Raw genomic sequence first — 22,289 nt, forward strand, 5'->3', positions numbered from 1 at the left:
GAGAGACCACGATGCCCACGATGTCGTCCACGACTCCGGATCTCACGCCCGACTACGAAGCCCTGGTCCAGCACTTCGACGAGTTCGCCACCGCGGAAGTCGCCCCCCGAGTCCAGCGCATGGAGTCCTCCCCCCACGCCGTGGAACGCGATCTGGCCCTGCTCATGGCCGAGCAGGGATGGCTCGGCGCCACGATCCCCCGCCAGTACGGCGGTATGCACGTGGGGCATCTCGCCAAGACCCTCATGATCCAGAGGATGGCGCGGGCCTCGGGCGCGGCCGGCGCCATCCTGCAGGCGAGCCAGCTGCCCGTATCGATGATCATCCACTTCGGCAGCGACGAGCAGAAGGCCCTGCTGCTGCCCCAGGTCTCCTCCGGGGACACGCTGCTGTCGATCGCGGTGACCGAAGAGGAGACCGGCAGCCATGTGCTCGGCATGGAGACCACCGCCCGACGCGACGGCAGCGACTGGATCATCGACGGCAGCAAGGTCCACATCGGCAACAGCCACATCGCCCACTTCCACTGCGTCGTGGCCCGCACCGCCTCCGCCGACACGGCCGGGTCCCGCGCCCTGACCGCGTTCCTCGTCGAACACGACCGCGACGGACTGACCGTCGAACCGCATCGGCCCGCCCTCGGACTGCACGGCTTCACTTTCGGCAAGCTCACTTTCGACGGCGTACGCATACCCGAAGCCAACGTGATCGGCGAAGTAGGCGACGGCAAGGACATCGCCTACAGCAGCAGCATCCTCTACGGCCGCTCCAATCTCGCCGCGGTGTCCCTCGGCATCCACGAAGCGATCATGGAATGCGCGGCTGGCTTCCTTGAAGGCCGCCGCCGCTACAACGGCACTCTCGCCGACCTTCCCGTCCTGCGCGACCGGGTCGGCGCCATGAAGTCCCGGCTGATGGCCAGCCGCGAGATCGCCCACCACGCCGTACGCATGCTCGACTTTGGCCGCCCCTGCGACGACCTGCTCATCAACTCCAAGTACCTCAACCACAAATGGGCCGTCCAATCGGGCCAGGACGCCATGGAACTGCACGGCGCCCACGCCCTGCGCACGGACTACCCCCTCCAGCGGCTGTGGCGGGACGTCCAGCACACCTACTCGCCCGCCGGAACCGGCGAGGTACAGCGTCAGCGCCTGGCGGAAACCGAGCTCGGTTCCCCTCCCATCCAGTGGTCCGAACGGCTCGCCGCCAAGACCTCGCTCTTCCTCTCCACCAGCACAACCGCCTAACTCCCAGGCGCCGGCGCCCTCCAGCAAAAAGCCAGCTGTGGGGAACCCCCGCCAGCAATGTCTGTCTCCGGGACCTACCGTCCGTCTCCAGGTTCCACCGGCCACGTGGGGCCTGCCGACAACGCGGCTGGCCATGGAAGAGATCACGCACTGTGGCCTCCTTGTGCCACTCAACATCGACAACACTTCTTGGGAAGGTCATGACTCCGCCTCGGCGCATCAAGATCGTCAGCTGTAACTTCGAACTGAACGGAGGCGGCGACCACGCGAAGTGGCTGGCCATGCACGAGCGACTGGCCGCGCTTCGCCCGACGCTTTTATGTCGGCAGGAGAACGTCGGCCATGCCCGCACCGGTCGCGGCTCCACCCTCTTCGGCGAGTCGAAACGCATCCTGAAGCTCGCCGGCGAACTCGGCCCCGGGCTTGGCTCCACCGCGCTCTACTACGACCCCGACGCGTTCGAGCAGATCACTCTCTGGGACACCGAGTGGCCAGGCTGGCTCCTGCACCCCACCGCCATGACCCTGCGCCTACGCGGCTCCGAGGACGTCGACCTGGTGGCCGCCTGCACCCACCTGTCCTACAACTCACCGGCGCTTCGGGCAGTCCAGGCGGATGACGTAACCCGGTTCGCCGACCGTGTCGAGACGTACGCGACCAGCACCGGCACCATCAAACGGAAGCTGCCCGTCCTCGCGGTCGGCCAGGACTGCAACAGCTACGTCGACCCCGGCCGCCTCGTCCCCGGCGAAGCCCCCATCCCCGAACTGGCGGACATCAAGGACCCTCAGCACCGGGCGCACCGCAGTTACGAGATTGCCTCTGGACAGCGGGTGATGGACTCCCGTCCCAACCGGACCCTGTTGGAGGCGGAGTTGGAGGATGTCGCCCGCCACGCCGCGCTCATGCCCGGCGGCGTGGGCCTGGCGGCGGTCGCCCCGACCGTCGACGCGTCGCCGACTCACGGCCCGGCCCACCGCGTCGACCTCATCTTCACCAGTCGGATATTCCTGCCCGCTGTGGTCAGCGTCGAGGTCATCGACATGAAGGGCCTGTCCGACCACCACACAGTGCTCGCGACGTACGACCGCGACCGCCTCGTCGAGATCTACCGCCAGCACTTCCCGGCTGCCGCCTGACTCCACTCGTCCGGTCGCGGTGCCCCGCCACCGGCCGCTTCCCGATTCCCTGTCCGTACCGCCGAAAGCCAGTTGATGAAGAGCCGAGCGCCCCTGTTTCCCCCGCCATGGTGGCTGCCCAAAACCCGCACCGGAGATGGACTCCCAGGACACGCCCACCTCGGCGCCACACCAGGCGGCACCGGCGTGGTCGCACTCGCCGCCATCCCACGCGATGCGCAGCCCGGACGGGTGCCGATCACGGCCAGGGGGACAGGGGCGTGACGATCACCGACGTCGTCAATGAGACCCGGGGACACGCCGGGCTCGCCGACGAGATCGAGCAGATCCTGCGGGACACCGCGTCTTTGATCCAGGAGGCTACGGACCTGCCCTGTCCAAGCCTGGTGTTCCGGCTGCTCACGGCCCGCGCCTGGCGGGCTGAGATCCGGGCATGGGCCACGCGGTCCCTGGAGGAAGACCTTGCGCAGGCCCGCCTCACCGGGCCGGAGACCGACCAGGTCCGTGGTCGGCTCGCGGCATGGGCCGCCACCGCCCTGCGCCTGGGCTGGCCGATGACCCCTGGCCTGACGATCACCGACCACTACGGCGAACCCCGAACCCTGATCACGCCACAGGCCCTGCACCACACGGGGGTCCGCTATGACCGCACCGCGCTGATCCGCTTCGTCGTCCACGCTGGTGTCCACCACGCGCAGATCACAGCAGGCGCGCTCCTCCCACCCCCGATCCGTGCTGGTGCCCGGGTGCTCGATGACTCGGCCACGAGGGCATTGATGGAGGGGCATGCCGCCTGGGCCGAGCAGAAGGTGGCAGGCGCCTTCTTCGGATTCTGCCGTGAGCACCGGCCCCGAGAAGTGCCGCGTTCATGGCGCTACCGGCAGCACGCCCGCGTGCTCCCCCGGTTTCAACGCCCTGCGGATCTGACCTCGTTGATGTGCGCGCGAGCAGCGGATCCGACTGCGCCGACCTGCGGCAACGGCGTGAGCTTTGTCCAGGCAGCCATCGAAGTCGCTGGCAGCGTGGTCCCGTTCAACCGGATCTGGACCGACCCCTCGCTCGCCCCCACGTGCCAGGAAATCGCCAATCCCGAGGCATGGTTCAGCCGCGTCAGCATCGAAGGGCCGACGCTTCCGCAACCGCCGCCGCACGGAGGAGTCTCCGCTTCTACGCCCCTGGCTGGCACCGGTCGTCCCATGCCCGCGCCTGACGAGAGTCCGTGAGTCCGGCCCGCAGGTAAGCCGTGTCGGCCATCGCCAATCCACTTTTCGACAACGCAGCAAGGAGAACGGTGAAGTCCAAGGACAGAGGCGTAGTCCGTCTCGTGCTCATGAACTTGGAGCACGACGGCAGACCCGAGGAAAGGCTGGGCGTCCTTCCGCGCGGTGGCGCCAGGCGTACGAGGATGTTCTGGCCCCGCTGGTGCCCGACTGGCTGGGGATGACGGAACTCACCTACTCCCAGACCAGGCCCACCGCCACCGCCGCCGAGAAAGCCGCCGCCGACCGGCGGTGGCAGGCCGCCCAGGACACACTCGGCATGCGCGGCTTCCGGGCGGAGCTGGGCCAGGGCCGCAACCCCACCGGCCTGTTCGTGCGCGAGTCCGTCTTCACCATCGGCCTCCAGCACCATCACCCAAAGGTGTTCCGGACGCCGCCCGCCAACGTCGTGTTGCGGCTTCGCGAGGTGCCCGAGGTACCGATCATCACGGCGGCTTTCCACAGTTCGTACTGCAACCCGCGCGTTCGGGAAGCCGAGGGGTACGAGCTGTCGTCACTGGTAGACAAGGTCAAAGCCCACCACGTCACCCAGCCCCACCGTCCCCAGGCCGCCTGCTGGCTGTTCGGTGACTGCAACGAATCCCCGGTGCCGATCGGCGAGCTAGTGCCCGCGATCGACTGGACCTCACCTGAGATCACTGACCTGGTCCACCGCCGGCACCGCGCCATCAGGCAGCCCGACGGGACATGGAAGAGCTGCACCTTCCTGGACGAGCTGATGCTGGATCTCGGCATGCACGACCCCGCCCGGTTCGCCGCGCGTCACCTCGGCCAGCCCAGTGCACTGGCCGCGACCGCCGGGCACGCCCGCCCTGAACAGGGCCGTGAAAGCCGTATCGACCGGGGCGCCATGGACGCCTGGACGGTGCAGTCCGTGGTGAGGGTCGAGGTGCTGGACATGCAGCGCCGCAAACTCAGCGACCACAACGCCCTCGTCGTGGACTCGTCCCGACGCAGGCTCGTCGAGGCCCTGCGCCGCCGCCAGGCACCGCTGGCCGCCTGGTCGCTAGCGGCCTGACTACCTGCCGCCCAAACCGACAGCCCACAACCAGCCTGGACAAGGGTCACGGCTGCTCCCTGGGGTCGTACAGAAGGAATACCCGACGGGTGCCTATTCCACCGAAACCCCTTCAGAGCAGGAGCCGTTCACCCTGGCCTTGCGCCGCGAAGCCGCAACCATGACCCGGCGCACCCGGCATCGAGCCAACGGTCGCGCACGAGAACCCGGACACCATCCACATCACCCACGAGAACGGGTCCCTGCGGATCGAGTCACTCCACCAGCGCGGCAGCAGGCCACTGCCCAAATGCCCCGGCTGGTCGCCCTCCTGACACAGCCGGACAGCGCGCCCACATGCCCCACCCGCTGAACGAGAGCCTTCCGATTCCTCTCCGACGACACCAAGGAACTGACCGACCGTGAATCAGCCCCAGATCCCTCCACCGCTGTTTCCGCACCAGCAAGAGGCAGTGGACGTCCTGACCAAGAACCTGATCGACTCCGGCCGGGTCACCGCAGTGATGGCGTGCGGGACGGGCAAGACACGGGTGGGCGCAGAAGTCGCGGGCCAGATCGCCGAGACCGGCTCCCGGCACCGCCTGGTGGTCGTACCCACCCTGGAACTGGTCCGCCAGACGATGACGGAATGGGCACACCAGCTCGGCCGGCACCGGCTGGGCCGCATCGTCGCGGTCTGCTCGGACCGCGAAATCCTCTCCGCACAGCGCACCGGGCTACAGGACGAACTCGCCGGCACCGACGCCCGAGTCGCCAACGACGCCGCCCAGCTGGCCGACCTCGCCAAAGGCCCCGGGCCGCTCACCGTCGCCTGCACCTACGCCAGCCTCCACATCCTGGCCCAGGCCCAGGACCGCCACGCCATGGCGCCGCCGGACATCGCCGTGATCGACGAGGCCCACCGCACCGCGGGCGCCGCCACCAAAGCCTGGGCGGCCATCCACCACGACGACATCATCACGGCGCGACGCCGCCTGTATCTCACCGCCACCCCCCGGATGCTCGACGCCGAGGGCGACGACGTCATCAGCATGACGGACGAACGCCTGTACGGCCCGGTCGCCTACCGGCTGCCCTTCGCGACCGCCATCGACCTCGGCCTGCTGGCCCGCTACCGCCTCGTGGTCCCCGTCGTCACCAGCCGTGAGGCCCACCAGCTCCTCGGCCGGGACGACGCCTTTCTGCGCGTCGGCAGAACCGCCGTGGCAGCCCCTATGCTCGCCAAGCAGCTCGCGGTGCTGCGCGCCGCTCACGAGCACGGTATCCGGCGCATGATCACTTACCACGGGAGCGTCGCCGAGGCGAAATGGTTCGCCACCCTCCTACCGCACGCCTACGCCCTCCTACACCCCGACCAGCGTCCTTCCGCACTGGCGGCCGAGCACGTCCACGGCAACCAGACCGTCGCCCAGCGGCGAAAGGCGCTGGACCGGCTCGCCGGGCAGGAAGACGGCCTGGTCGTGGTCTCCAACGCCCGCGTCCTGTCGGAAGGAGTCGACGTCGCCGCCGTGGACGCGGTCTGCTTCCTCAGCCCGCGCAGCACGATCGACACCATCCAGGGCACCGGCCGGGCCATGCGGCTCAGTGACCGCAGCCAGCCCAAGACAGCGACCATCATGGTGCCGGTCTTCCTCCAAGAGGATCAGGATCCCGAAACCGCCCTGAGCTCCACCCCCTTCGGCCCTGTCTGGCAGACGGTCCGGGCCCTCGCCTCACACGACGAGACGCTGCACCGGCAACTCGAAACCGCCCGCCGTTCTCTCGCCACCCCCACCACTGCCGGAAGGATTTACCTCGGCGCCGGTACCGAGGGCGAACTGCCCGACTGGCTCTCCATCACCGGCATTCCCATCCCCCCCGACTTCGCTGACGCCATCACCGTACGGACGGTTCGCGCGGCCACTTCCGTCTGGCCCGAATACCTCCAGGCCGCCGAAATCTACCGGGCCGAGCATGGAGACCTGCTTGTCCACGAGGACTACCGCACCCCCACCAGACTGGGCCTGGGCCGCTGGATCGCGTACCTGCGCAAACTGCGCCAGCTGAACAAGCTCTCGCCTTCCCAGATCAAGGAATGGGACGCCCTCGGGATGACATGGTCAGTTCCCGATCAGAAACTCCAGAAACTGATCCACGAGCTAAGGGAATTCAAGAAGAAATACGGCCACCTTGACGTCCCGAAGACCTACACCGTCAAAAGAGGCGACCGCGAGTACACGCTCGGCAACATATGCGCCAGCCTGCGCACCTCCTACAGATACGGCCAGGTGCCGGACGCCAAAGTCGCGGCCCTCAACGCAGAGGGGTTCATCTGGGACCGGGCCAAGTACATCTGGAACCAATTCGTCTCAGACTGCCGCGAGTTCATGATCTGGAACGGCCACCTCGACATACCCCAGCAGTACATCTTGCGCGGAAGGAGAATCGGACAGCAGGTCGCCGGATTCCGTCACAACCCTGACCGCCTGACTCCCGAGCAGCGCAGAGTACTCGACCGCATGGGTTTCGTCTGGGACTCACTGCAATACCGTTGGGACCTGCACATCAAAGCCGTCACCAAGTTCAAGGCCGAGCACGGGCATCTGAACATTCCGAGCAGCTACGTCATCGAGGAACCGGTCCGCCTTCGCCCACGCGTCTGGATGAACACGTGCGTCAAGAAGTATCGGCAGGGAAAGCTCAAGCCGGAGCGGCACCAGCAACTCGTCGCCCTCGGAATGCAATTCCCCGACAAAGAATCATGAGGAGGCCGAGTCCGCTGCCATCCGGTGCCACAACCCCGGCGGCCAGGAGCACCCCCACAACAAGCGCTACGACTTCGGCACCCCGGAGGTCGCGGTGGAAGTGGTCTCGGTGGTCGACTCCGACGCCTTGCGGAACTTCTCCTCGTGGTCCAAGAAGCACCCGGGCCTGCGCACCGGGAAGCCGGCCGAGTTCGGCCTCAACCAGCCGTGGTCGATCTGCATTCCCGGCGAGATCAGCACCAGGGACCGGGACAAGGTGCTCCGGGCTGTGCGGTCGATGGAAGACTTCGGCATCACCTACACCCGCTGGCCCGGTTGCTGCGGCACACGCTGTCCGCAGGGGGCCGCGGGGAAGCTCTGTACGTTCTGCAATATCGCCCGCACTGCCCCGTTCGAGGCGAACAGGGATGACGAAGGGCTCATGGCACCCGCGGGCGAGGTGTCAATCGAAGTCGTGGGCAGCCTCGATCAGAACACCGCCGGCTTTGCAGGGAGACTCAAAGCCCTCCTCTATCCGCGCGAGGACGGCAAGCACACCGACGTGCTGGAGAAGATGGACCTGGCCGAGCAGCAAGGAAAGACGCGCCGGGTGGTGTGCTTCGTCCTCGACATGGCGTTTTCGTACCTCAGCGGCGGCGCCGTGTTCCCCGAGGCGGCCCGGGGCATCCGGCTCGACTGGGACCGGATGTACCCGGTCACCGACATCGTCATTGCCTCACTACACAAGCAGAAAGCCCTCATGTTCCGGCCCGACGTATGGCCGGGGCACACCTGGGCTGCCCGGGACGCGAGGAAGACGCCGTGCCGCCGCACGTTGGGGTGCCGCTAGTGTCCGTGGTCCTGCCCGAGCAGTTCAGCACACGGCAGGCACACACTCCTCCTCTTCCGCCGGGCCAACGCGTGGGCTGGGCTGGGCCGCGTGGAGGAGACACGCACTCAAAGCGAACGGGTCGGCCCGGATGGGCTGTTCTCGGTGGAAGGCAAGACCGTCGTGGTCACCGGGGGCGCCACGGGGATCGGACGGATGGTCGCGGGCGGCTTCGCGGCTGGCGGCGCCCGGGTGGTGCTGGTGTCGCGGCGGGTGGAGGCGTGCGAGGAGGCCGCTGCGGCGCTGCGGGCGTCGGGTAGCTGTGAGGTGGTGATCGGCGATCTGTCCACGGCGCAGGGCGTGGACGAGGTGGCCGGGCGGGTGCTGTCGGTGGCGCCGGTGGTGGATGTGCTGGTGCACAACGCGGGTGCCACCTGGGTGGGGCCGCTGGAGGACCATCCCGATGAGGTGTTCGATGCGGTCTGGGCGGTCAACGTCAAGGCAGTGTTCCGCCTGACGGTGGGGCTGCTGCCCGGACTGCGGGCAGCGGTGGCCGCTCGTCCCGGTGAACCGTCACGCGTGATCACGATCGGGTCGATCGACGGCGGACCGGTGGTCTCACCTGTGGAGAACTATGCCTACGGCGCGAGCAAGGCGGCGGTGCACCAGCTCACCCGGCACCTGGCCCGGAGGCTGGCCGGGGAGCGGGTGACGGTGAACGCGGTGGCACCGGGGCTGTTCGCCACCGCGATGACCGCCGAGCTGTTGGCCGACCCCGCCCAGCGCGAGCTGCTCGTGGCGGCGATTCCGCTGGGCCGACTCGGGCGGGCGGAGGACGTGGCGGGTGCGGCGCTTTTCCTGGCGTCCCGGGCGGGTGCGTACGTGACCGGCGTAGTGATCCCGGTCGACGGCGGCGAGTCCGGCTGCGGGTGAATGCAAGCACGCGACTCCCGCGTGACGGGAGAGCCGGGTCGCTACCCTGGAGGCGGTGGACTCGGCCTCGAAGGGGGTCTCCCTCGGAGGGGCGTTCCGGAGCCGGGTCTGACCCCGTACACGAGCGAGTGATGAGAAAGCGGACGGATGACTGGGACTGTGAACGTGGCGGATCTGCGGCTGGTCGACTGGGGCACGGCGACGGCCGAGGAGCGCCATCGGGTTCTGGCCCGGGGAAGCGATCACGACGGCGTGGACGAGGGCCTGCGGGCCTCGATCGCGACCATCGTGGAGGACGTCCGCAAGCGCGGGGACGCCGCGCTGGTCGACGCGCTCGGCCGGTTCGACAAGATGACCCTGCCAGCGGAGCGTCTGCGGGTGAGCGAGGAGGAGTTCGCGCAGGCCCGTGCCGCGGTCAGTGAGCCGCTCATTGAGGCGATCCGCACCTCGATCGCGCAGGTGCGCGCCTTCAATGAGCTGATCGTCGAGCGTGCGTCGTGGACGGCGGAGCCGCGGCCGGGGCTGCTGGTCGGCGAGCAGGCCACGGCGATTCCCTCGGTCGGGCTGTTCGTCCCCTCCGGCAAGGGCTCGTTCCCGTCGGTGCTGATCCAGATCGCCACCCCGGCCGTGGTCGCCGGGGTGGAGCGGATCGTGGTCATGGTGCCGCCGGTGCCCGGCGGCACCGGGCAGGTGGATCCGGCGACCCTGGTCGCCGCGCAGGAGCTCGGCCTGAGCGAGGTGTACCGCAGCAACGGCCCGGCCGGGATCGCCGCGCTGGCCTGCGGCACCGAGACCGTCCCCAGGGTGCGGAAGATTGTCGGCCCGGGCTCGCCCGCGGTGGCGTGCGCGCAGTTGGAGGTGCAGCGGCTGGGCTGCGTGGTGGAGGTCGGCTTCGGCCCCACCGACGCGCTGATCGTGGCCGACGACAGCGCCGACCTGCGGCTGCTGGCCGCCGACTTGATCAACGAGGCCGAGCACGGCCCGGACTCCTCCGCCGTCCTGGTCTCCACCTCCCGCCATCTGCTGGAAGGCATCCGCGCGCACGTCGCCGAGCAGCTGGCCGAGCTGCCCGAGCCGCGCCACACCTATGCGACGACGTCGATCGCGGTCAACGGCGGCCTGGTGCTCGCCGACAGCCGTGAGGAGGCGATGGAGGTCGCCAACGCCTACGCCCCGGAGCACCTGCAGCTGGCTGTCGAGGACCCGAAGGCGTGGCTGCCGCTGGCGAAGTACTCCGGCACGGTGCTGCTGGGGCAGTGGACGACGTTCGCGGCCTCCAATTTCGCCATCGGCACCCCCGCGACGCTGCCGACCACCGGGTTCGCGCAGGTCTCCAGCGGCGTGACCGCCTCGACGTACCTGGTGCGGGCCGCCATCGCGCAGCTGGACGAGACCGAGTTCCGCCGGCTGGCCCCGGTGGTGACGGAGCTGGCCGGCCACGAGGGCTTCCCGGCGCACGCCGCGACCGTGACCGTCCGCGAGAACGCGTCCGAGTAACCGGCCCTGGCCATATGCACGGCGTCCCGCCGCCCGGCCCGCCGGGGGGACGCCGGTGTTCTATGCGGTGGCGGCGAGGAAGTCGCGGACGTCGGGGATGGCGCGGTGGGCGGAGAGTTTGCCGCGCAGGGCGGTGATGGTGCTGCTGCCGCGGGCGGAGGCGGTGCCGCCCATGCGGTCCACGGCCTGGCGGGCCAGGTCCAGCGCGGCGTCGATCTCGCCCAGCGCCAGGTGGGTCTCGGCCCGGCGGGTCAGGTAGATCGCGGTCCCGCGGGGCTCCTTCTCGGTGTCGTACGGGTCGTTGGCGTCGCCGGCGGCCTGGAAGTGCTCCAGCGCCCGGCGGTGCTCGCCCAGGTCGAGGGCCGCGCTGGCCGCCACCTGGTGCAGTTCGCCTTCGGTGATCCAGTACATCGAGGGCACGTCCTGGTCGGCCGGGGTGGCGCGCGCGTAGGCGCCGAATGAGGCGTCGACGGCCTCGTGAGTGCCGTAGCGGTTGCCGGCCTTGGCGTGGGCGCGGGCGGTGCGGGCGTGCAGGAGGGCGGTCACCCGCGGGGATCCTGTGCGGCGGCCGGCAGTTGCGGTGACGGCGTCGAGTATCCCGAGGGCGCCGTGGGGGTCGTTGCGGTTGTAGCGCAGCCCGGCCCAGAATGCGAGGACGGTGGCACCGACGGCGCGGTCATCGGTGTGCCCGGCCGCCCGCAGTGAGGCGAGGTAGTGCCGTTCAGCTGCGGCGTGGTGGGAGGAGTCGTAGGCGGTCCAGCCGCAGATCCGGCTCGCCTCGGCCGCCGCAGCGTACAGGCGCCGTTCGGTGGTCTCGCTGTAGGTGGCGTCCTTCAGCGTGGAGGTGATCAGGCGGAGTTCGGCGCGGGCCGCCTGGTGGACCTCCGCCGAGCCGAGCCGGTCGTCCAGGCGCCGTAAGCCCTCCAGGCGGGCGTCGAACAGGTCGGCGGTGGAGGCGCCGATCCGTCGGCCGGCGGTGGGGGAGGCGGCGGCGAAGGGGGCGTTGCCCGCCCAGGTGGCGGCTGCCGCGGCGACGGTGCCGGACGAAGCGATCAGGAAGCTGCGGCGGTCCATGGGTCCTCCGGTGACGCTCTCCAGGGACTCCAAGGTAGCCGCCGGTGACCAGGTGACAACAGAGCGGCCGGGAAAGTCCCACATCGGCTCGTCCAGGGTGTAGGCGGGCAGCCACCATGGCCAGCCGAGCGCCGCCACTACGTCGAGCGGCACGTCCAGGACCTCGGCGAGGAGTTCCTGGGAGAAGGCGTCGGGCTCCTCCACCCGTCCGGATTCCCACTTCCAGATCCGGTTGCGGTCGGTGCCGTTGCGCAAGTCCCGCCGCTCGGCGGCATGGCGGATCAGCCGGGCGAGGTCTTCCTGGGACCAGTTGCGGATCATGCGCACGTATGCCAGGGGGTGGTGGCATAAGTCCGGCCACATGCCTCGCTCCTTTTCGGGTCGGCCGCTGGTGCGGCGGCGCGACCCCCCAGTGTGGCGGCCGTAGCCACACGGTTCCAGGGAGTTATCGACCGGGCACACGCGAGGCACACAGCCAGAAGACGGCGGGCACACGGTTATCCCCTTCAGCAGGCCCCTGGTCTGCGCGGACGCTGTCGGGCATGCCTATCTCGTCTGGTCTTCCCGGCACTGTCGCCGCGCACACCCGCACCGCCGCGGCGGTGCGTGCCGGGCACGTCCTACTCGCGTCCGCCCCCGGCGACCCGCACCCGGAGGCGGCCGGAGGGGCCCTGCTCGCCTCGTCCCCGGCGGTGGTGCTGCGCGCCGTAACCGCCGGGGACGAGGCGGCGGTGACCGCCGCGCTGGTCGGCACGGGCCGGGCCGTGTGCTGTTACCTGGACCGCATCGTGCTCACCGCGGCCACAGGCCCCGGCTGCCGGGCCCTTGTGCCGGCCTTGTACGACGTGCTCGGTGAGGCGTACGAGCTGCTGGCCGACACCGGCCGCAACGTCGCCGCCGCCGAATGGGCCCTCGCTGCCCTGGCCACGAGCGCGGGCCGCCCGCCGCGCGCGGTGCTGGACGTGGGGTGCGGCAGTGGCCTGGCCTTACGGGCCCGCAACCGGCCGTCCGAGCTGGCCGGCTGGGATCCCAGCCCGGTCATGCGCCACCTGGCCGCCGCCGCGGGCATGCCCGTCCTGGACACGCTCGCCCCCGCGCCGGACCACGTGTGGGATGCCGCCCTGGCCTGCTACGTCCTACACCTTCCCGGTGCCGCCGAGACCGTGCCGCAGGTGTTGCGGCTGCTACGGCCCGGCGCCCTGCTGGCCGGGAACGTGCACCGCAGCGCCGACCCCGGCGCGCTGCCGGCCGTGTGTGCCCGCTACGGCATCGCCCGCCAGACCGTGGACCGGCACCCGCTCCACGGCGACCTCGTCGTCCTGTCCCTCCCCTGCGATTCCGGAGATGCCTGATGCCCACCCGAACTCCCTCCCTGCCCACCGCGTATCCGACCGCCGTGCGCGTCTTTTCGACCCTGACCCCGTTCCGGGCCGAACCGCACGCCCACGACCCGCGCGACGTGGTGCGTCTGGCCCTGTCCGAAAACCCCCATGGGGCCTCCCCTCGCGCTTTGGAGGCGGCCCGCCGCGAGGTCGAGCGGGCGCACTGGTACCCGCATTCCGACGGCGAACCGCTGTGCGGTCTGCTCGCCGCCCACTACGGCCTGGATGCCGGTCAGGTGATCGTGGGCAACGGCGCGGACGAGATGCTCCTGCTCGCCGCGCTCGCCAGCTCCCCGTCGCCTGCCGTGATCACCGCCCGCACGTTCGCCGGGTATGCCGCGTCCCTGGAGGCCGCCGGACTCCCCTTCCGCGAGATCCCCCTGCTGCCCGGCGGCGGCATCGACACGGACGCGGTGTGCCGGGCGGCCGAGGGTGCCGGGTGCGTGATGGTGTGCAATCCGCACAACCCCACCGGCACCGCCCTGGACGCCGGGCAGGTGACCACACTGGTGGCGGCCGTGCGGGATGCGGGGGCGGTGCTGGTGCTGGACGAGGCGTACGCCGAGTTCGCCGACCCGGACTGCTTCGGCACCGGCCTCGCTCACCTGGACGGCGGACGGGTCGTGGTGGTGCGGACCTTCTCCAAGGCGTACGGGCTGGCCGGGCTGCGGGTCGGCTACGCCCTGGGCGATGACGAGGCGGTCGCCGCCATGACCGCCCTGCGCACCGCCCTGCCGTACAACACCAACCGGATCGCCCTGGCCGCCGCCGCGGCGGCGCTCGCGGACGAGGCCCACCTGCGGATGGTGGTGGCCGACTGCCATGCCGCCCGCCAGGCCCTGACCGGCGAACTCGCCGCCATGGGCGTGCACACGGTGCCCTCCCAGACCAACTTCGTCCTCGCCCGCTTCGGCGACCACACAGCCCAGGTCGTGGCCCGGCTGGCCGAGGACCACCGGGTGCACATCCGCCACACCGCCGGCCTCGGCTTCCCCGACTTCGCCCGCATCAGCGTCCCCGCCGCCCGCGACGTGCCCCGCCTGGCCGCCGCCCTGCGGTCCGTCCTGTCCGACCGGCAGCTTCTGGAGGCCCGCCCATGACCACCACCACAACGACCACAACGGTCCCGGGGGCCGAGGTGCTGGCCCGGCACCTGGCCGAGGCGCGGGTCGGCTGCGCCTACGGCATCCCCGGCCAGCGGATCCTGCCGCTCTTCCACGCCCTCGACGACGCCGGCATCCCGATCGTGCTGACCCGGCACGAGCAGGGCGCGGCGTTCATGGCCGACGTACACGCGCGGATCGCCGGGATGGGGGTGTGCCTGGCCACCTCCGGCCCCGGCGCGATCAACCTGCTCGGCGGGCTGGCCGCCGCCTGGATGGACAGCGTGCCGCTGCTGGCCATCACCGCCCAGGCCGAGACAAGCGAGTTCGGCCGCTACGGCACCCAGGAAGGCACCGGACTCGGGCGCACCCCCGACATCCCGGCCATGTGCCGGGCCACCGTCAAGGCATCGTGGCAGCCGACCAGCCCCCACGAGCTGGGGCCGCTGCTGGCCGAGGCGCTGGCCACCGCCCGCTCCGGGCGCCCCGGACCCGTCCACCTCGACATCCCCTCCGACCTGTTCACCGCCCCCGCCCCACCCGCCCCAACGCACACGGGGGCGGCAGTGGACGCACCGGACCTGGTCGACGGCTCGCTGCTGCAGGCCGCCGCCGACGCGCTGCGCCGGGCCGAGCGGCCACTGGTGCTGGCCGGCGGCGGGCTCGCTGACCCTGCCACCGCCCGCCTTCTGATGAAGGTCGCCGAGGCCGCCGACCTGCCGGTGGCCGGCTCCTTCGCCGCCAAACGCTATGTGGACGAGCACCACCGGCTCGCCCTCGGCCCGGTCGGTACCTACGGCCGAGCCGCCGCCAACCACGCCCTGCACCACGAGGCCGACCTGGTGCTCGCCCTCGGCGTGGCCTTCTCCTACCTGACCACCGCCGGATGGACCGCCCGCCTGCCCGCCGACCGCCTCATCCGGGTCGACATCGACCCCCGCGAACTCGGCAACACCTACCAGGGCGGCATCGCCATCCAGGCCACCACCCGCGCCTTCCTGACCGCCCTGCACCCACACGCCGACAGCATCCGCGGCGACGGCATCCGACGGGCCACCGCCCTGCGGGCCGAGCACCCCGACCCGCCCGCGACCGCGCCGACGAACGGGCTGCACCCGATCACCGTGTGCGAGGCCGTGGGACGGCACCTGGATGAGCGCACAACGGTCCTGGCGGATGTGGGGCAGAACGCCTACTGGGTGGAACGCTACTTGCGCACCCGGGGCGACAACCGGTTCCTGATCAACGCCGGGCTCGGCTCCATGGGCCACGCGGTCGCCGGCGCCGTCGGTGCCTTCAAGGCCCGCGCCACCAGCGGAGGACCCGGCGAGAAGGTGGTGGTGACCACCGGTGACGGTGGGTTCCTCATGGGCGCGCTGGAAATCTCCACCGCCGTGGCAGAGGAAGCGGCGATCACCTGGGTGGTCTTCAACAACGGCACGCTCGGCACCCAGCAGGCGTGGTTCGACCGCACCGGCCACCGGCCCGTCGCCTGCCGCCTTCCGGACACCGACCTGGTCGCCCTGGCCCGCTCGCTCGGCGCCGACGGCCGCCGCGTCCACACCGCACAGGACCTTGATGCCGCCCTCGCCTGGGCCGTGCAACGGGCTGCCCCCACCGTCCTGGACGTGCACATCGACCCGCACCCGGCCCCCGTCCCCTACACCCCCGAAACCGAACAGGAGTCGCGATGACCCGCCCTCTCCCCGGCCAGTTGCCGCCTGGCGCCGACGGCATGGTGTGGCTGACCGAGACCATGAGCATGCGCACCCTCGGCGACCTCGGCACGCTGTCCATGGACTACCTGGAAATCCACCCCGGCGCGGTGCGCACCCCCGTCGTCCACGACGGCGAGGAGATCCTCTACCTGATCGACGGCGAGCTGGAGTTCACCCTCGGCACCACCACGTTCACGCTCACCGCTGGGCAGGCGGTCGCGGTGCCGCGCGGCACACCGCACGGCAGCGTCAACCGCTCCGGCCAGCTGGTGCGGATGCTCGCCGCCAACAGCCCCGCCTTCCGCCCCGACCAGGAGCGCACCGCCGACCAGCCCGCGAAGCCTCCGCAGGGCGGGCCTGACGAGCCGGGAGGCACATGCTGATGGAGGCGTGCATCATCGCCTGCGGACGCGGCTCCCGCCTTGACCCGTTCACCCGCGACCGGCCCAAGGCACTCGTGCCGCTCGGCGAACAGACCGTGCTCGCCTGCCAGTTGAGCCTCCTGCGCCGCTGGGGCGTCGAGAAGATCACTGTCCTGCACCGTGATGACCACGACCCGGCGCTCGTCACCCGCGCCCTCACCCCCGAAGACCGGGGCACCGTGCGCATCGCCACGGCGCCGCCGCACTGGCCCGGGGTGTACGCGTGGCTGCGCGAGCAGTACACGGCCGCCCGCACCCCGGTGGTGACGCTCAACTGCGACCTCGTCCTCGATCCGGCCTGGGGCAGCATCCTGGCCGACCACACCTCCTCGGGCGCCGCGTTGACGCTCGCCGCAACCATTGGCCCCGGCCCGGAAGAGGGCCAGTACGGACGCCCCCGCCTGCTCACCCTCACCGACGCCGGCATCCTCACCGCCACCCGCTCGCCGGACAGCGGCCCGCCCGCAGGCGCCGGCGAGACGGTCCTGCACGAGATCGGAGTCAGCGTCGTCTCCCCGGCCGCGTGGCCCCATCTGGACGGCCTGCCACACCACGCGGATGATCCGTGGGCCGACGAGTTCGTCCCCGCTCTGATCCGCTCCGGCCACCCGGTACACGTGGCCGTGCGCGCCGCGCCATGGCGGGATGTCGGCACCTGGTACCGCCTCTGGCTCGCCCACCGCGGCCTCGCCCGCGCCCGTCCCGGCCAGCAGCATCTCCACCCTGGCGCGCACATCGCGGGCAGCGCCCGGATCGAGGGCTGGGCCTGGATCGGCCCCGGCGCCCGGATCAGCGATCACGCCGTCGTCAAGAACAGCGCCGTGCTCACAGGCGCCGAGCTGGCAGGCGACAGCTCGCTCATCGACGGCCTCGCGCTGCCCGGCGCTCACCTCGCGCCCGGCGCGCACCACCACGGCACCGTCCACCTGTCCGACGCTGCCCCGCACCCCATGCCGCAGGCCCCTCACACCTAAGGAGTCTTCGTGGACCACGCCGCGCTCACCACGCTTGCCCTGCTGGCCGACTCCCAGCACCTGGCCACTCTCACGGCCATCGACCCCGCCGACCTCGCCACCGGGCACCCGCTGGACTACCCCACCCACATGGCCCTGCGCGAGATCCACCAGCACCAAGGCCCCGACGCCACCGAAGACTTCCTCACCCTCCCCGACGCCCGTCCGGGCCTGCTCACTGCCGCGATCCAGCGGCTGAACACCATCGACTACCGCCCCCTGGCCGACCACGGCATCGACCCCAAGGCGGCCACCGGCGATCCGCGCACGGCGCTGGAAGCCGCCCAGACTCTGCTGCCCGACGCCGAGCAGGGCCGCCACGAAGACGGCATCGCGCTCTGGTCCAACCCGCGCAGCTTCGCCGCCCTGCGCATCACCAGCCCCACGGCCGTCCGCTACGGGCACCGCTTCCACCCCACCACCGAGATCGCCGCCTCCAACTACGGCCGCGGCTACTACGCCTTCTCCCTGCCCGGCCACGACGGCTTCCTCCTCCAACCCGCCGCCATCGCCGTCGTCGCCCGCGCGTACGCGTACCTCGCCCGCACTCCGGCCGACAGCCTGCCGCCGGGCCTCACCCCCACCCAGCGCATCGGCATCGCCCGGCTCAAGGCCCTCGACGCCTGGTACGACCGTCCCCTGGAGGACCTGGTGGGCGCCATGTTCACCGCGCACGAAGCCGGCCACACCCTCCGCGTCGACGACCAGACTCCCCTGCGCGACCTGCTCACCCGCACCGGCCACAACCCCGCCGACGCCTTCCAGCACGGCTTCCCCACCCGGCACCAGCTCAGGGCGTGGCGACGGGTTCAGGCCGGCACCGCCTCCACCGCCGACATCACCTTCGTCCTCGGCGACGCGCTCGCCAACGCCACCTCCGCACTCGCCTTGCCCCCGGCCGACCCCGTCTCCGCCGTCCGCGCCGCCTACCTCTGGCAGGTCATCAGCCCGCCCCGCACGGGCGGCGTGCCCCGCGGCATCGCCACCAGCTTGCGCGTCGACGAACGCATCGCCGTCGACGACCTCCTCGACGACCTCGCCGGCATCCTCACCGCCGCCCACGACCAGCCCGACACCGTCGCCGACCGCATCCGGGCCCTCGAACACACCAGCTGGGACCTGCTCACCGAGCACACCCCCGCGACCTGACCGCCCCTCACCCTTGGAGTCCGCCGTGACGTCCCGTCAGCCGATCAGGCACCTGTACTTCTTCGACGACCTCACCTACCACCTGCGCCGCATCAGCCGCAGCCAGCGTCTGTCCGCCACAGACACAGCAGAACTGCTGACCACGGCCGCCGACCATACCGGCCAGGCCCTCGCCGCCCTGGACCCGGCACGCCAGGACGCCGTCCTGGTCACCTGGGACCACGCCTGCACCCAGCTCGCCTGGGACCTCGCCCACCACGCCGCCGCCCACAGCGGCTTCGACCTCCTCGTCTCCCAGGGCTGCAACGGCCAATACGCCGCTGACGCCCTGCTCGCCGAGTTCACCGCCGCCTACGGCCGGCCGCTGGCCGCCGCGACGGCGAACGTCCGCTCCACCCACCTGCTCACCGACCCCGCCGACGCCTTCCACTCCGACTTCCGCATCGCCGTCAGCAGCGGCCCCTCGCTGGACAATCAGTGCCGCACCGCCGTCGCCCCAGTCCTCGTCCCGCCTCGTGACCCGGCGCAGCGGCTAAGGATCGCCGTCTTCGACGACTGCATCCAGACCGGCCAGGGCACCCAGGCCGTCACCGAACACCTCCTCAAAGCCCTACCCGCCGGAGGGAACATCGAGATCCACACCATCGGCTTCATCGCCTGCCAGGCCACCCAGCAGCGCTTCACCGAACGCGGCTGGCACCCCGCCCAAGGCGTCCTGCTGCCCGGCCAGACCTACCCCGCCAGCTGGGACACCGACATCTACTTCCTAAAAGACCTGATCCTGGGCAACGCCATCCGCTACACCGACGGCACCAGCCAGGCATACATCGACAACCCCGCCTGGATGGAAAAGATCTTCGCCCGTAATCCGGACACGGCCACCGCCGCCCTGGACGGCCTGCGCACCGCCCTCACCGACAGCGGGATCTACCAGCACCTGCTGGACCTGTAGCACCGTCGGCCCCACGCCGCCTAGGGCACGGCAGGATCGAATGCCGTCACGAACGGGGCGCATCCGGGATGCCATGGCCCCGGGCCGGGGCCGACGGGCCCGCGCACCAAACCGGCTGGCAGACTCGGGGACATGACAAGGACGACGATCGACATCGCCGGCCTTGAACGAGCCGACGTGCTGGCCACGCTGTACAACCACACGAAGCCCTTCGGAACAGCCGGGCAACTCGCGCCCTTCTCGCCGGAAACCCTCACCCCGCCGATGCCCAGGTCTTCATCAACGCCGCGCAGCAGCGCAACATCCGCGAGGCACCGACCCGGGACACCACGTACGTCGAGCTCGACGGCACACTGTCCCTCGACTACTTGTGGAGGCACTCGCTCAAGCTGGTCTTCGACGGCGACATTGTCGACGTCGCTGTCTACGACATCGGCAACGGGGCAGAGTTCGCGGGACGCGCCATCGAGCACCTGCGGGTCCGTTGAACTGTCAACACACGGGCCGCCTTACTGATCGTTTCAGAATGGGTTGCGCTGCAGGTCTTGCATTGGACAATCTTGGTCGGCAAGGCGTCCGGGTGCGTACTGATCTTGTTCCGAACGGCCGGCGGGACAGGATGGCCCCGCTGCTGCCACTCACCCTGGCATCAGGGACTCCACAAATCTCAGTACAGCTCCCCGGCATGTCGATTGGCCTAGCTGTGCAAGACCTTGGCTTGCACAGGCCGTCGCGGCCAGGGACGCTCGACGTTAGCGGGCCGGGCCCACCCTCGCTGTGGGCCCGGCTCGTGCCCTTCGGGTTCAACGCCGCCGATCGGCACTCGACGTCTTGCGGCTCCTCGCCGATGCTGTAGACGCCTTGGGCTTCACTTGCGCGGCTTTCGCTGCGGCGTCCGCCGAGAATCCCGTCTCTTCGAGGAACTTCATCGCACGGAAGATATCGTCGCAGGTCTTGAGCAACACCATGATCGACAGGTCGCTCTGGGCCTCCGGCGGAAGATTCGCCAGGGCGCACTTGTAAACACGCCGAACCGACCTGTACAAGCTGTGCAACCGCATTGTCACGTACAGCTTGTTCATGTCGACATTGTTCGTCGCCGCATAGCGGCTGTGGACCAGGACGAACCCGGTCTTCTCGTTCGCGCACTGGAAGTCTCGGATCCACGTCTTGCCCCGTTCGAACTGGGCGGGCGTGTTCTGTCCCATGGCCTCCTCCCGGGGAAGGCCGTCGTCACCGGCCTCGACCACCCGGTTCCATATGTCCTCTCCGCTGTCATGCGCCGCCTGGCGGCGCGTCGTCGTCATAGCTACTCGCCTTCTTCGTCCTCAGCGCTTGTCACGGTGTAGCGACCGTTTTGGCGGACGATCTTCTTCGTGCTCGGAGGTAGGTGGTCTCGGAGCCACGCCTTACCTCGTTCGAACTCGGCTAGCGTGAGCCGCCCTATGGCCTCCTCCCGGGGAAGGCCGCTGTCACCGGCCTTGGCCACCCGGCCAAGGATTTCCTGTCCAGCGTCGCGCGCCTCCCGGCGGCGCTGCCTGGCCACGGCTACTCACCCTCTTCGTCCTCCAACAGGCTCGCCAATGCCTTGTCCATGTCGGTACGGCCCGTCCTGACGGCGCTCTCACACCAGTCGAGGAGCATCCGCGCCTTGTGGACGTTGTCGAATACCGCAGCCTTCGTCTCCTCGTTGTAGTCCTGGGCGTGGATCTCGGGGATGATCCGCTGCATGGAGACGAAGAACGATGCGAACGCCCCGATCAGTCGCAGAATCTCCAGAGGCGCCTCCTTATAACTGACCAGCGGTTCCTCCTCCTCGACGAACTCCTCGACCTCCTCGGCGTCCTTGGCTGGCGCGAGCTCGGCTTCGGTTTCGAGCTCCTCGTCGACCTGCCGCCAGTGCTCGCGCTGAGCCTCCCGCAGTATGTTCCGCGACCGCGAGTCGGCCACCACTCGGCTGCGGACCTCGGGCCGGCTGATCATCTCCTTGACGACTTCGGCCGCGTCCTCGTCACTGTGCAGGAGCCGACGGGTCCTGGCCAGCCGTTCTTCCTTGTTGCTCGGCGTGTCGAAGTTATGGTTTGCGACCTTTTGCGCCTCGTTCTCGGTCCAGCGGTTCTCTTTCGAGATCGGGTCGTACGGGTCCTTCCGGATCAGGATGTAGCGGCTTCGGACATAGGCCAGCACCCTGTGAACGGAGTAGGAGACGTCCGCGCGGCGCTTGTCCTGGGGCCACTGCTTCGCAATCTCGTAGTGGTTTCGCAGCGTCCCCGCATTGATGCCGATCTGGTTTGCCAGTAGTTCGATGACCTCACCGACCTCGCCCCGGCGGCGAGGGTGGCCCTCAAGTGCTTCGATCACGAGATCACCCAGCGCGAACTGGATGCTGGACTTCTGTTTGACCAGCTTCCGGCCCTTGCGAACGATCGGCTCCCATTCGGCCTTCGTGTAGCCGGTGGGAAGTGTCATGGTCACCACGAGGAGCCTCCTCACTCGTGTGCTGAGCACGTGCCGTCGAGCCGGTTTCTACCTGCTCGTCTGCCGTTCGGACCACGAGAAGCCTTGGCGGCTCCGCGTGCCGTCTACCAGCCAATCTACTCCGGCAGCCATGGCCACGCCGGGGCAAGTGGTCTCGCTTCCGGCTCCCGCCCAGAAGCTGCGGGAGGGACGATGGAAGCACGAACGCGCACCCCGGCAGTATCGAGGAGGTGCCCTGATGGACGAGCACTCCTGGGCTCCCCACGCAGACCCTGGCCAGCGGGAGGAGTACGTCCGGCGAGGCCGAGCACTGGTCCGCGAGAAGCGCC

19 protein-coding genes are annotated in these 22,289 nt (G+C 70.0%); 15 read left to right on the forward strand and 4 right to left on the reverse strand.

Going from position 1 to position 22,289, the window contains the following annotated elements; all coding sequences use genetic code 11:
- Positions 1–11 precede the first annotated feature (11 nt).
- From ACWD4G_RS23745 to hisD, 8 genes are all read left to right on the forward strand, one after another.
- Positions 12–1,250 carry an acyl-CoA dehydrogenase family protein gene (locus tag ACWD4G_RS23745; protein WP_451296483.1) on the forward strand — a complete coding sequence of 413 codons (1,239 nt, stop codon included), beginning with the start codon at positions 12–14 and terminating at the stop codon, positions 1,248–1,250.
- 200 nt (positions 1,251–1,450) lie between these two features.
- Positions 1,451–2,389, forward strand: a complete 939-nt coding sequence (locus ACWD4G_RS23750) for a hypothetical protein (RefSeq protein ID WP_451296485.1) — start codon at positions 1,451–1,453, stop codon at positions 2,387–2,389.
- 260 nt (positions 2,390–2,649) lie between these two features.
- Complete coding sequence (locus ACWD4G_RS23755; RefSeq protein WP_451296487.1) at positions 2,650–3,612, forward strand: hypothetical protein; 963 nt, start codon at positions 2,650–2,652, stop codon at positions 3,610–3,612.
- A 199-nt stretch (positions 3,613–3,811) separates the two neighbouring features.
- Positions 3,812–4,687 carry an endonuclease/exonuclease/phosphatase family protein gene (locus ACWD4G_RS23760; RefSeq protein WP_451296489.1) on the forward strand — a complete coding sequence of 292 codons (876 nt, stop codon included), beginning with the start codon at positions 3,812–3,814 and terminating at the stop codon, positions 4,685–4,687.
- Positions 4,688–5,088: 401 nt separating this feature from the next.
- Positions 5,089–7,431, forward strand: coding sequence for a Helicase associated domain protein (locus ACWD4G_RS23765; RefSeq protein WP_451296491.1), 2,343 nt, complete (start codon positions 5,089–5,091; stop codon positions 7,429–7,431).
- Between the two features lie 109 nt (positions 7,432–7,540).
- Complete coding sequence (locus tag ACWD4G_RS23770; RefSeq protein WP_451296493.1) at positions 7,541–8,260, forward strand: hypothetical protein; 720 nt, start codon at positions 7,541–7,543, stop codon at positions 8,258–8,260.
- A 90-nt stretch (positions 8,261–8,350) separates the two neighbouring features.
- A complete protein-coding gene (locus ACWD4G_RS23775) occupies positions 8,351–9,172 on the forward strand; it encodes an SDR family oxidoreductase (protein ID WP_451296495.1) in 822 nt (273 codons plus the stop codon).
- A gap of 147 nt (positions 9,173–9,319) precedes the next feature.
- Positions 9,320–10,669, forward strand: coding sequence for a histidinol dehydrogenase (gene hisD, locus ACWD4G_RS23780; protein WP_451296497.1), 1,350 nt, complete (start codon positions 9,320–9,322; stop codon positions 10,667–10,669).
- A 60-nt stretch (positions 10,670–10,729) separates the two neighbouring features.
- Here the strand turns inward: hisD and ACWD4G_RS23785 are convergent, their stop codons facing one another.
- The gene (locus ACWD4G_RS23785; protein WP_451296499.1) at positions 10,730–12,106 is read right to left on the reverse strand and encodes a helix-turn-helix domain-containing protein; all 1,377 of its coding nucleotides are present in this window, start codon (positions 12,104–12,106) and stop codon (positions 10,730–10,732) included.
- A gap of 179 nt (positions 12,107–12,285) precedes the next feature.
- Between ACWD4G_RS23785 and ACWD4G_RS23790 the strand changes: the two genes are divergently transcribed.
- From ACWD4G_RS23790 to ACWD4G_RS23820, 7 genes are read left to right on the forward strand one after another with little or no spacing between them, the layout of a single operon-like run.
- Positions 12,286–13,095, forward strand: a complete 810-nt coding sequence (locus tag ACWD4G_RS23790) for a methyltransferase domain-containing protein (protein WP_451296501.1) — start codon at positions 12,286–12,288, stop codon at positions 13,093–13,095.
- A complete protein-coding gene (locus tag ACWD4G_RS23795) occupies positions 13,095–14,225 on the forward strand; it encodes a pyridoxal phosphate-dependent aminotransferase (RefSeq protein ID WP_451296503.1) in 1,131 nt (376 codons plus the stop codon). The genes ACWD4G_RS23790 and ACWD4G_RS23795 overlap by 1 nt, the downstream gene beginning before the upstream one ends.
- Positions 14,222–15,922 (forward strand): thiamine pyrophosphate-binding protein, encoded by a 1,701-nt coding sequence (locus tag ACWD4G_RS23800; protein WP_451296505.1) that lies wholly within the window; start codon positions 14,222–14,224, stop codon positions 15,920–15,922. The genes ACWD4G_RS23795 and ACWD4G_RS23800 overlap by 4 nt, the downstream gene beginning before the upstream one ends.
- Entirely contained in the window at positions 15,919–16,329 is a 411-nt protein-coding gene (locus ACWD4G_RS23805; protein ID WP_451296507.1) for a cupin domain-containing protein, read from the forward strand. The genes ACWD4G_RS23800 and ACWD4G_RS23805 overlap by 4 nt, the downstream gene beginning before the upstream one ends.
- Positions 16,323–17,342 carry a sugar phosphate nucleotidyltransferase gene (locus ACWD4G_RS23810; RefSeq protein WP_451296509.1) on the forward strand — a complete coding sequence of 340 codons (1,020 nt, stop codon included), beginning with the start codon at positions 16,323–16,325 and terminating at the stop codon, positions 17,340–17,342. The genes ACWD4G_RS23805 and ACWD4G_RS23810 overlap by 7 nt, the downstream gene beginning before the upstream one ends.
- 9 nt (positions 17,343–17,351) lie before the next feature.
- A complete protein-coding gene (locus tag ACWD4G_RS23815; RefSeq protein ID WP_451296511.1) occupies positions 17,352–18,530 on the forward strand; it encodes a hypothetical protein in 1,179 nt (392 codons plus the stop codon).
- A gap of 25 nt (positions 18,531–18,555) precedes the next feature.
- Positions 18,556–19,482 (forward strand): hypothetical protein, encoded by a 927-nt coding sequence (locus ACWD4G_RS23820; RefSeq protein WP_451296513.1) that lies wholly within the window; start codon positions 18,556–18,558, stop codon positions 19,480–19,482.
- An 803-nt stretch (positions 19,483–20,285) separates the two neighbouring features.
- On the opposite strand, the gene ACWD4G_RS23825 is transcribed toward ACWD4G_RS23820, so the two are convergent.
- From ACWD4G_RS23825 to ACWD4G_RS23835, 3 genes are read right to left on the reverse strand one after another with little or no spacing between them, the layout of a single operon-like run.
- The gene (locus ACWD4G_RS23825) at positions 20,286–20,789 is read right to left on the reverse strand and encodes a hypothetical protein (RefSeq protein WP_451296515.1); all 504 of its coding nucleotides are present in this window, start codon (positions 20,787–20,789) and stop codon (positions 20,286–20,288) included.
- Between the two features lie 2 nt (positions 20,790–20,791).
- Positions 20,792–21,028: a hypothetical protein gene (locus ACWD4G_RS23830; protein ID WP_451296517.1), complete on the reverse strand. Its 237-nt coding sequence runs from the start codon at positions 21,026–21,028 to the stop codon at positions 20,792–20,794.
- 2 nt (positions 21,029–21,030) lie between these two features.
- Positions 21,031–21,951, reverse strand: coding sequence for a DUF6192 family protein (locus tag ACWD4G_RS23835; RefSeq protein WP_451296664.1), 921 nt, complete (start codon positions 21,949–21,951; stop codon positions 21,031–21,033).
- Positions 21,952–22,289 lie beyond the last annotated feature (338 nt).

This window comes from Streptomyces sp. NPDC002643 (assembly GCF_053592555.1).

Excerpts from the sequence above, each read along its gene's own strand:
- ACWD4G_RS23835 (WP_451296664.1), bottom strand. The coding sequence starts at position 21,951 with ATGACACTTCCCACCGGCTACACGAAGGCCGAATGGGAGCCGATCGTT.
- ACWD4G_RS23800 (WP_451296505.1), top strand. The coding sequence starts at position 14,222 with ATGACCACCACCACAACGACCACAACGGTCCCGGGGGCCGAGGTGCTG.
- ACWD4G_RS23790 (WP_451296501.1), top strand. The coding sequence starts at position 12,286 with ATGCCTATCTCGTCTGGTCTTCCCGGCACTGTCGCCGCGCACACCCGC.
- ACWD4G_RS23785 (WP_451296499.1), bottom strand. The coding sequence starts at position 12,106 with ATGTGGCCGGACTTATGCCACCACCCCCTGGCATACGTGCGCATGATC.
- ACWD4G_RS23795 (WP_451296503.1), top strand. The coding sequence starts at position 13,095 with ATGCCCACCCGAACTCCCTCCCTGCCCACCGCGTATCCGACCGCCGTG.
- ACWD4G_RS23805 (WP_451296507.1), top strand. The coding sequence starts at position 15,919 with ATGACCCGCCCTCTCCCCGGCCAGTTGCCGCCTGGCGCCGACGGCATG.
- ACWD4G_RS23750 (WP_451296485.1), top strand. The coding sequence starts at position 1,451 with ATGACTCCGCCTCGGCGCATCAAGATCGTCAGCTGTAACTTCGAACTG.
- ACWD4G_RS23810 (WP_451296509.1), top strand. The coding sequence starts at position 16,323 with ATGCTGATGGAGGCGTGCATCATCGCCTGCGGACGCGGCTCCCGCCTT.
- ACWD4G_RS23825 (WP_451296515.1), bottom strand. The coding sequence starts at position 20,789 with ATGACGACGACGCGCCGCCAGGCGGCGCATGACAGCGGAGAGGACATA.
- ACWD4G_RS23745 (WP_451296483.1), top strand. The coding sequence starts at position 12 with ATGCCCACGATGTCGTCCACGACTCCGGATCTCACGCCCGACTACGAA.
- hisD (WP_451296497.1), top strand. The coding sequence starts at position 9,320 with ATGACTGGGACTGTGAACGTGGCGGATCTGCGGCTGGTCGACTGGGGC.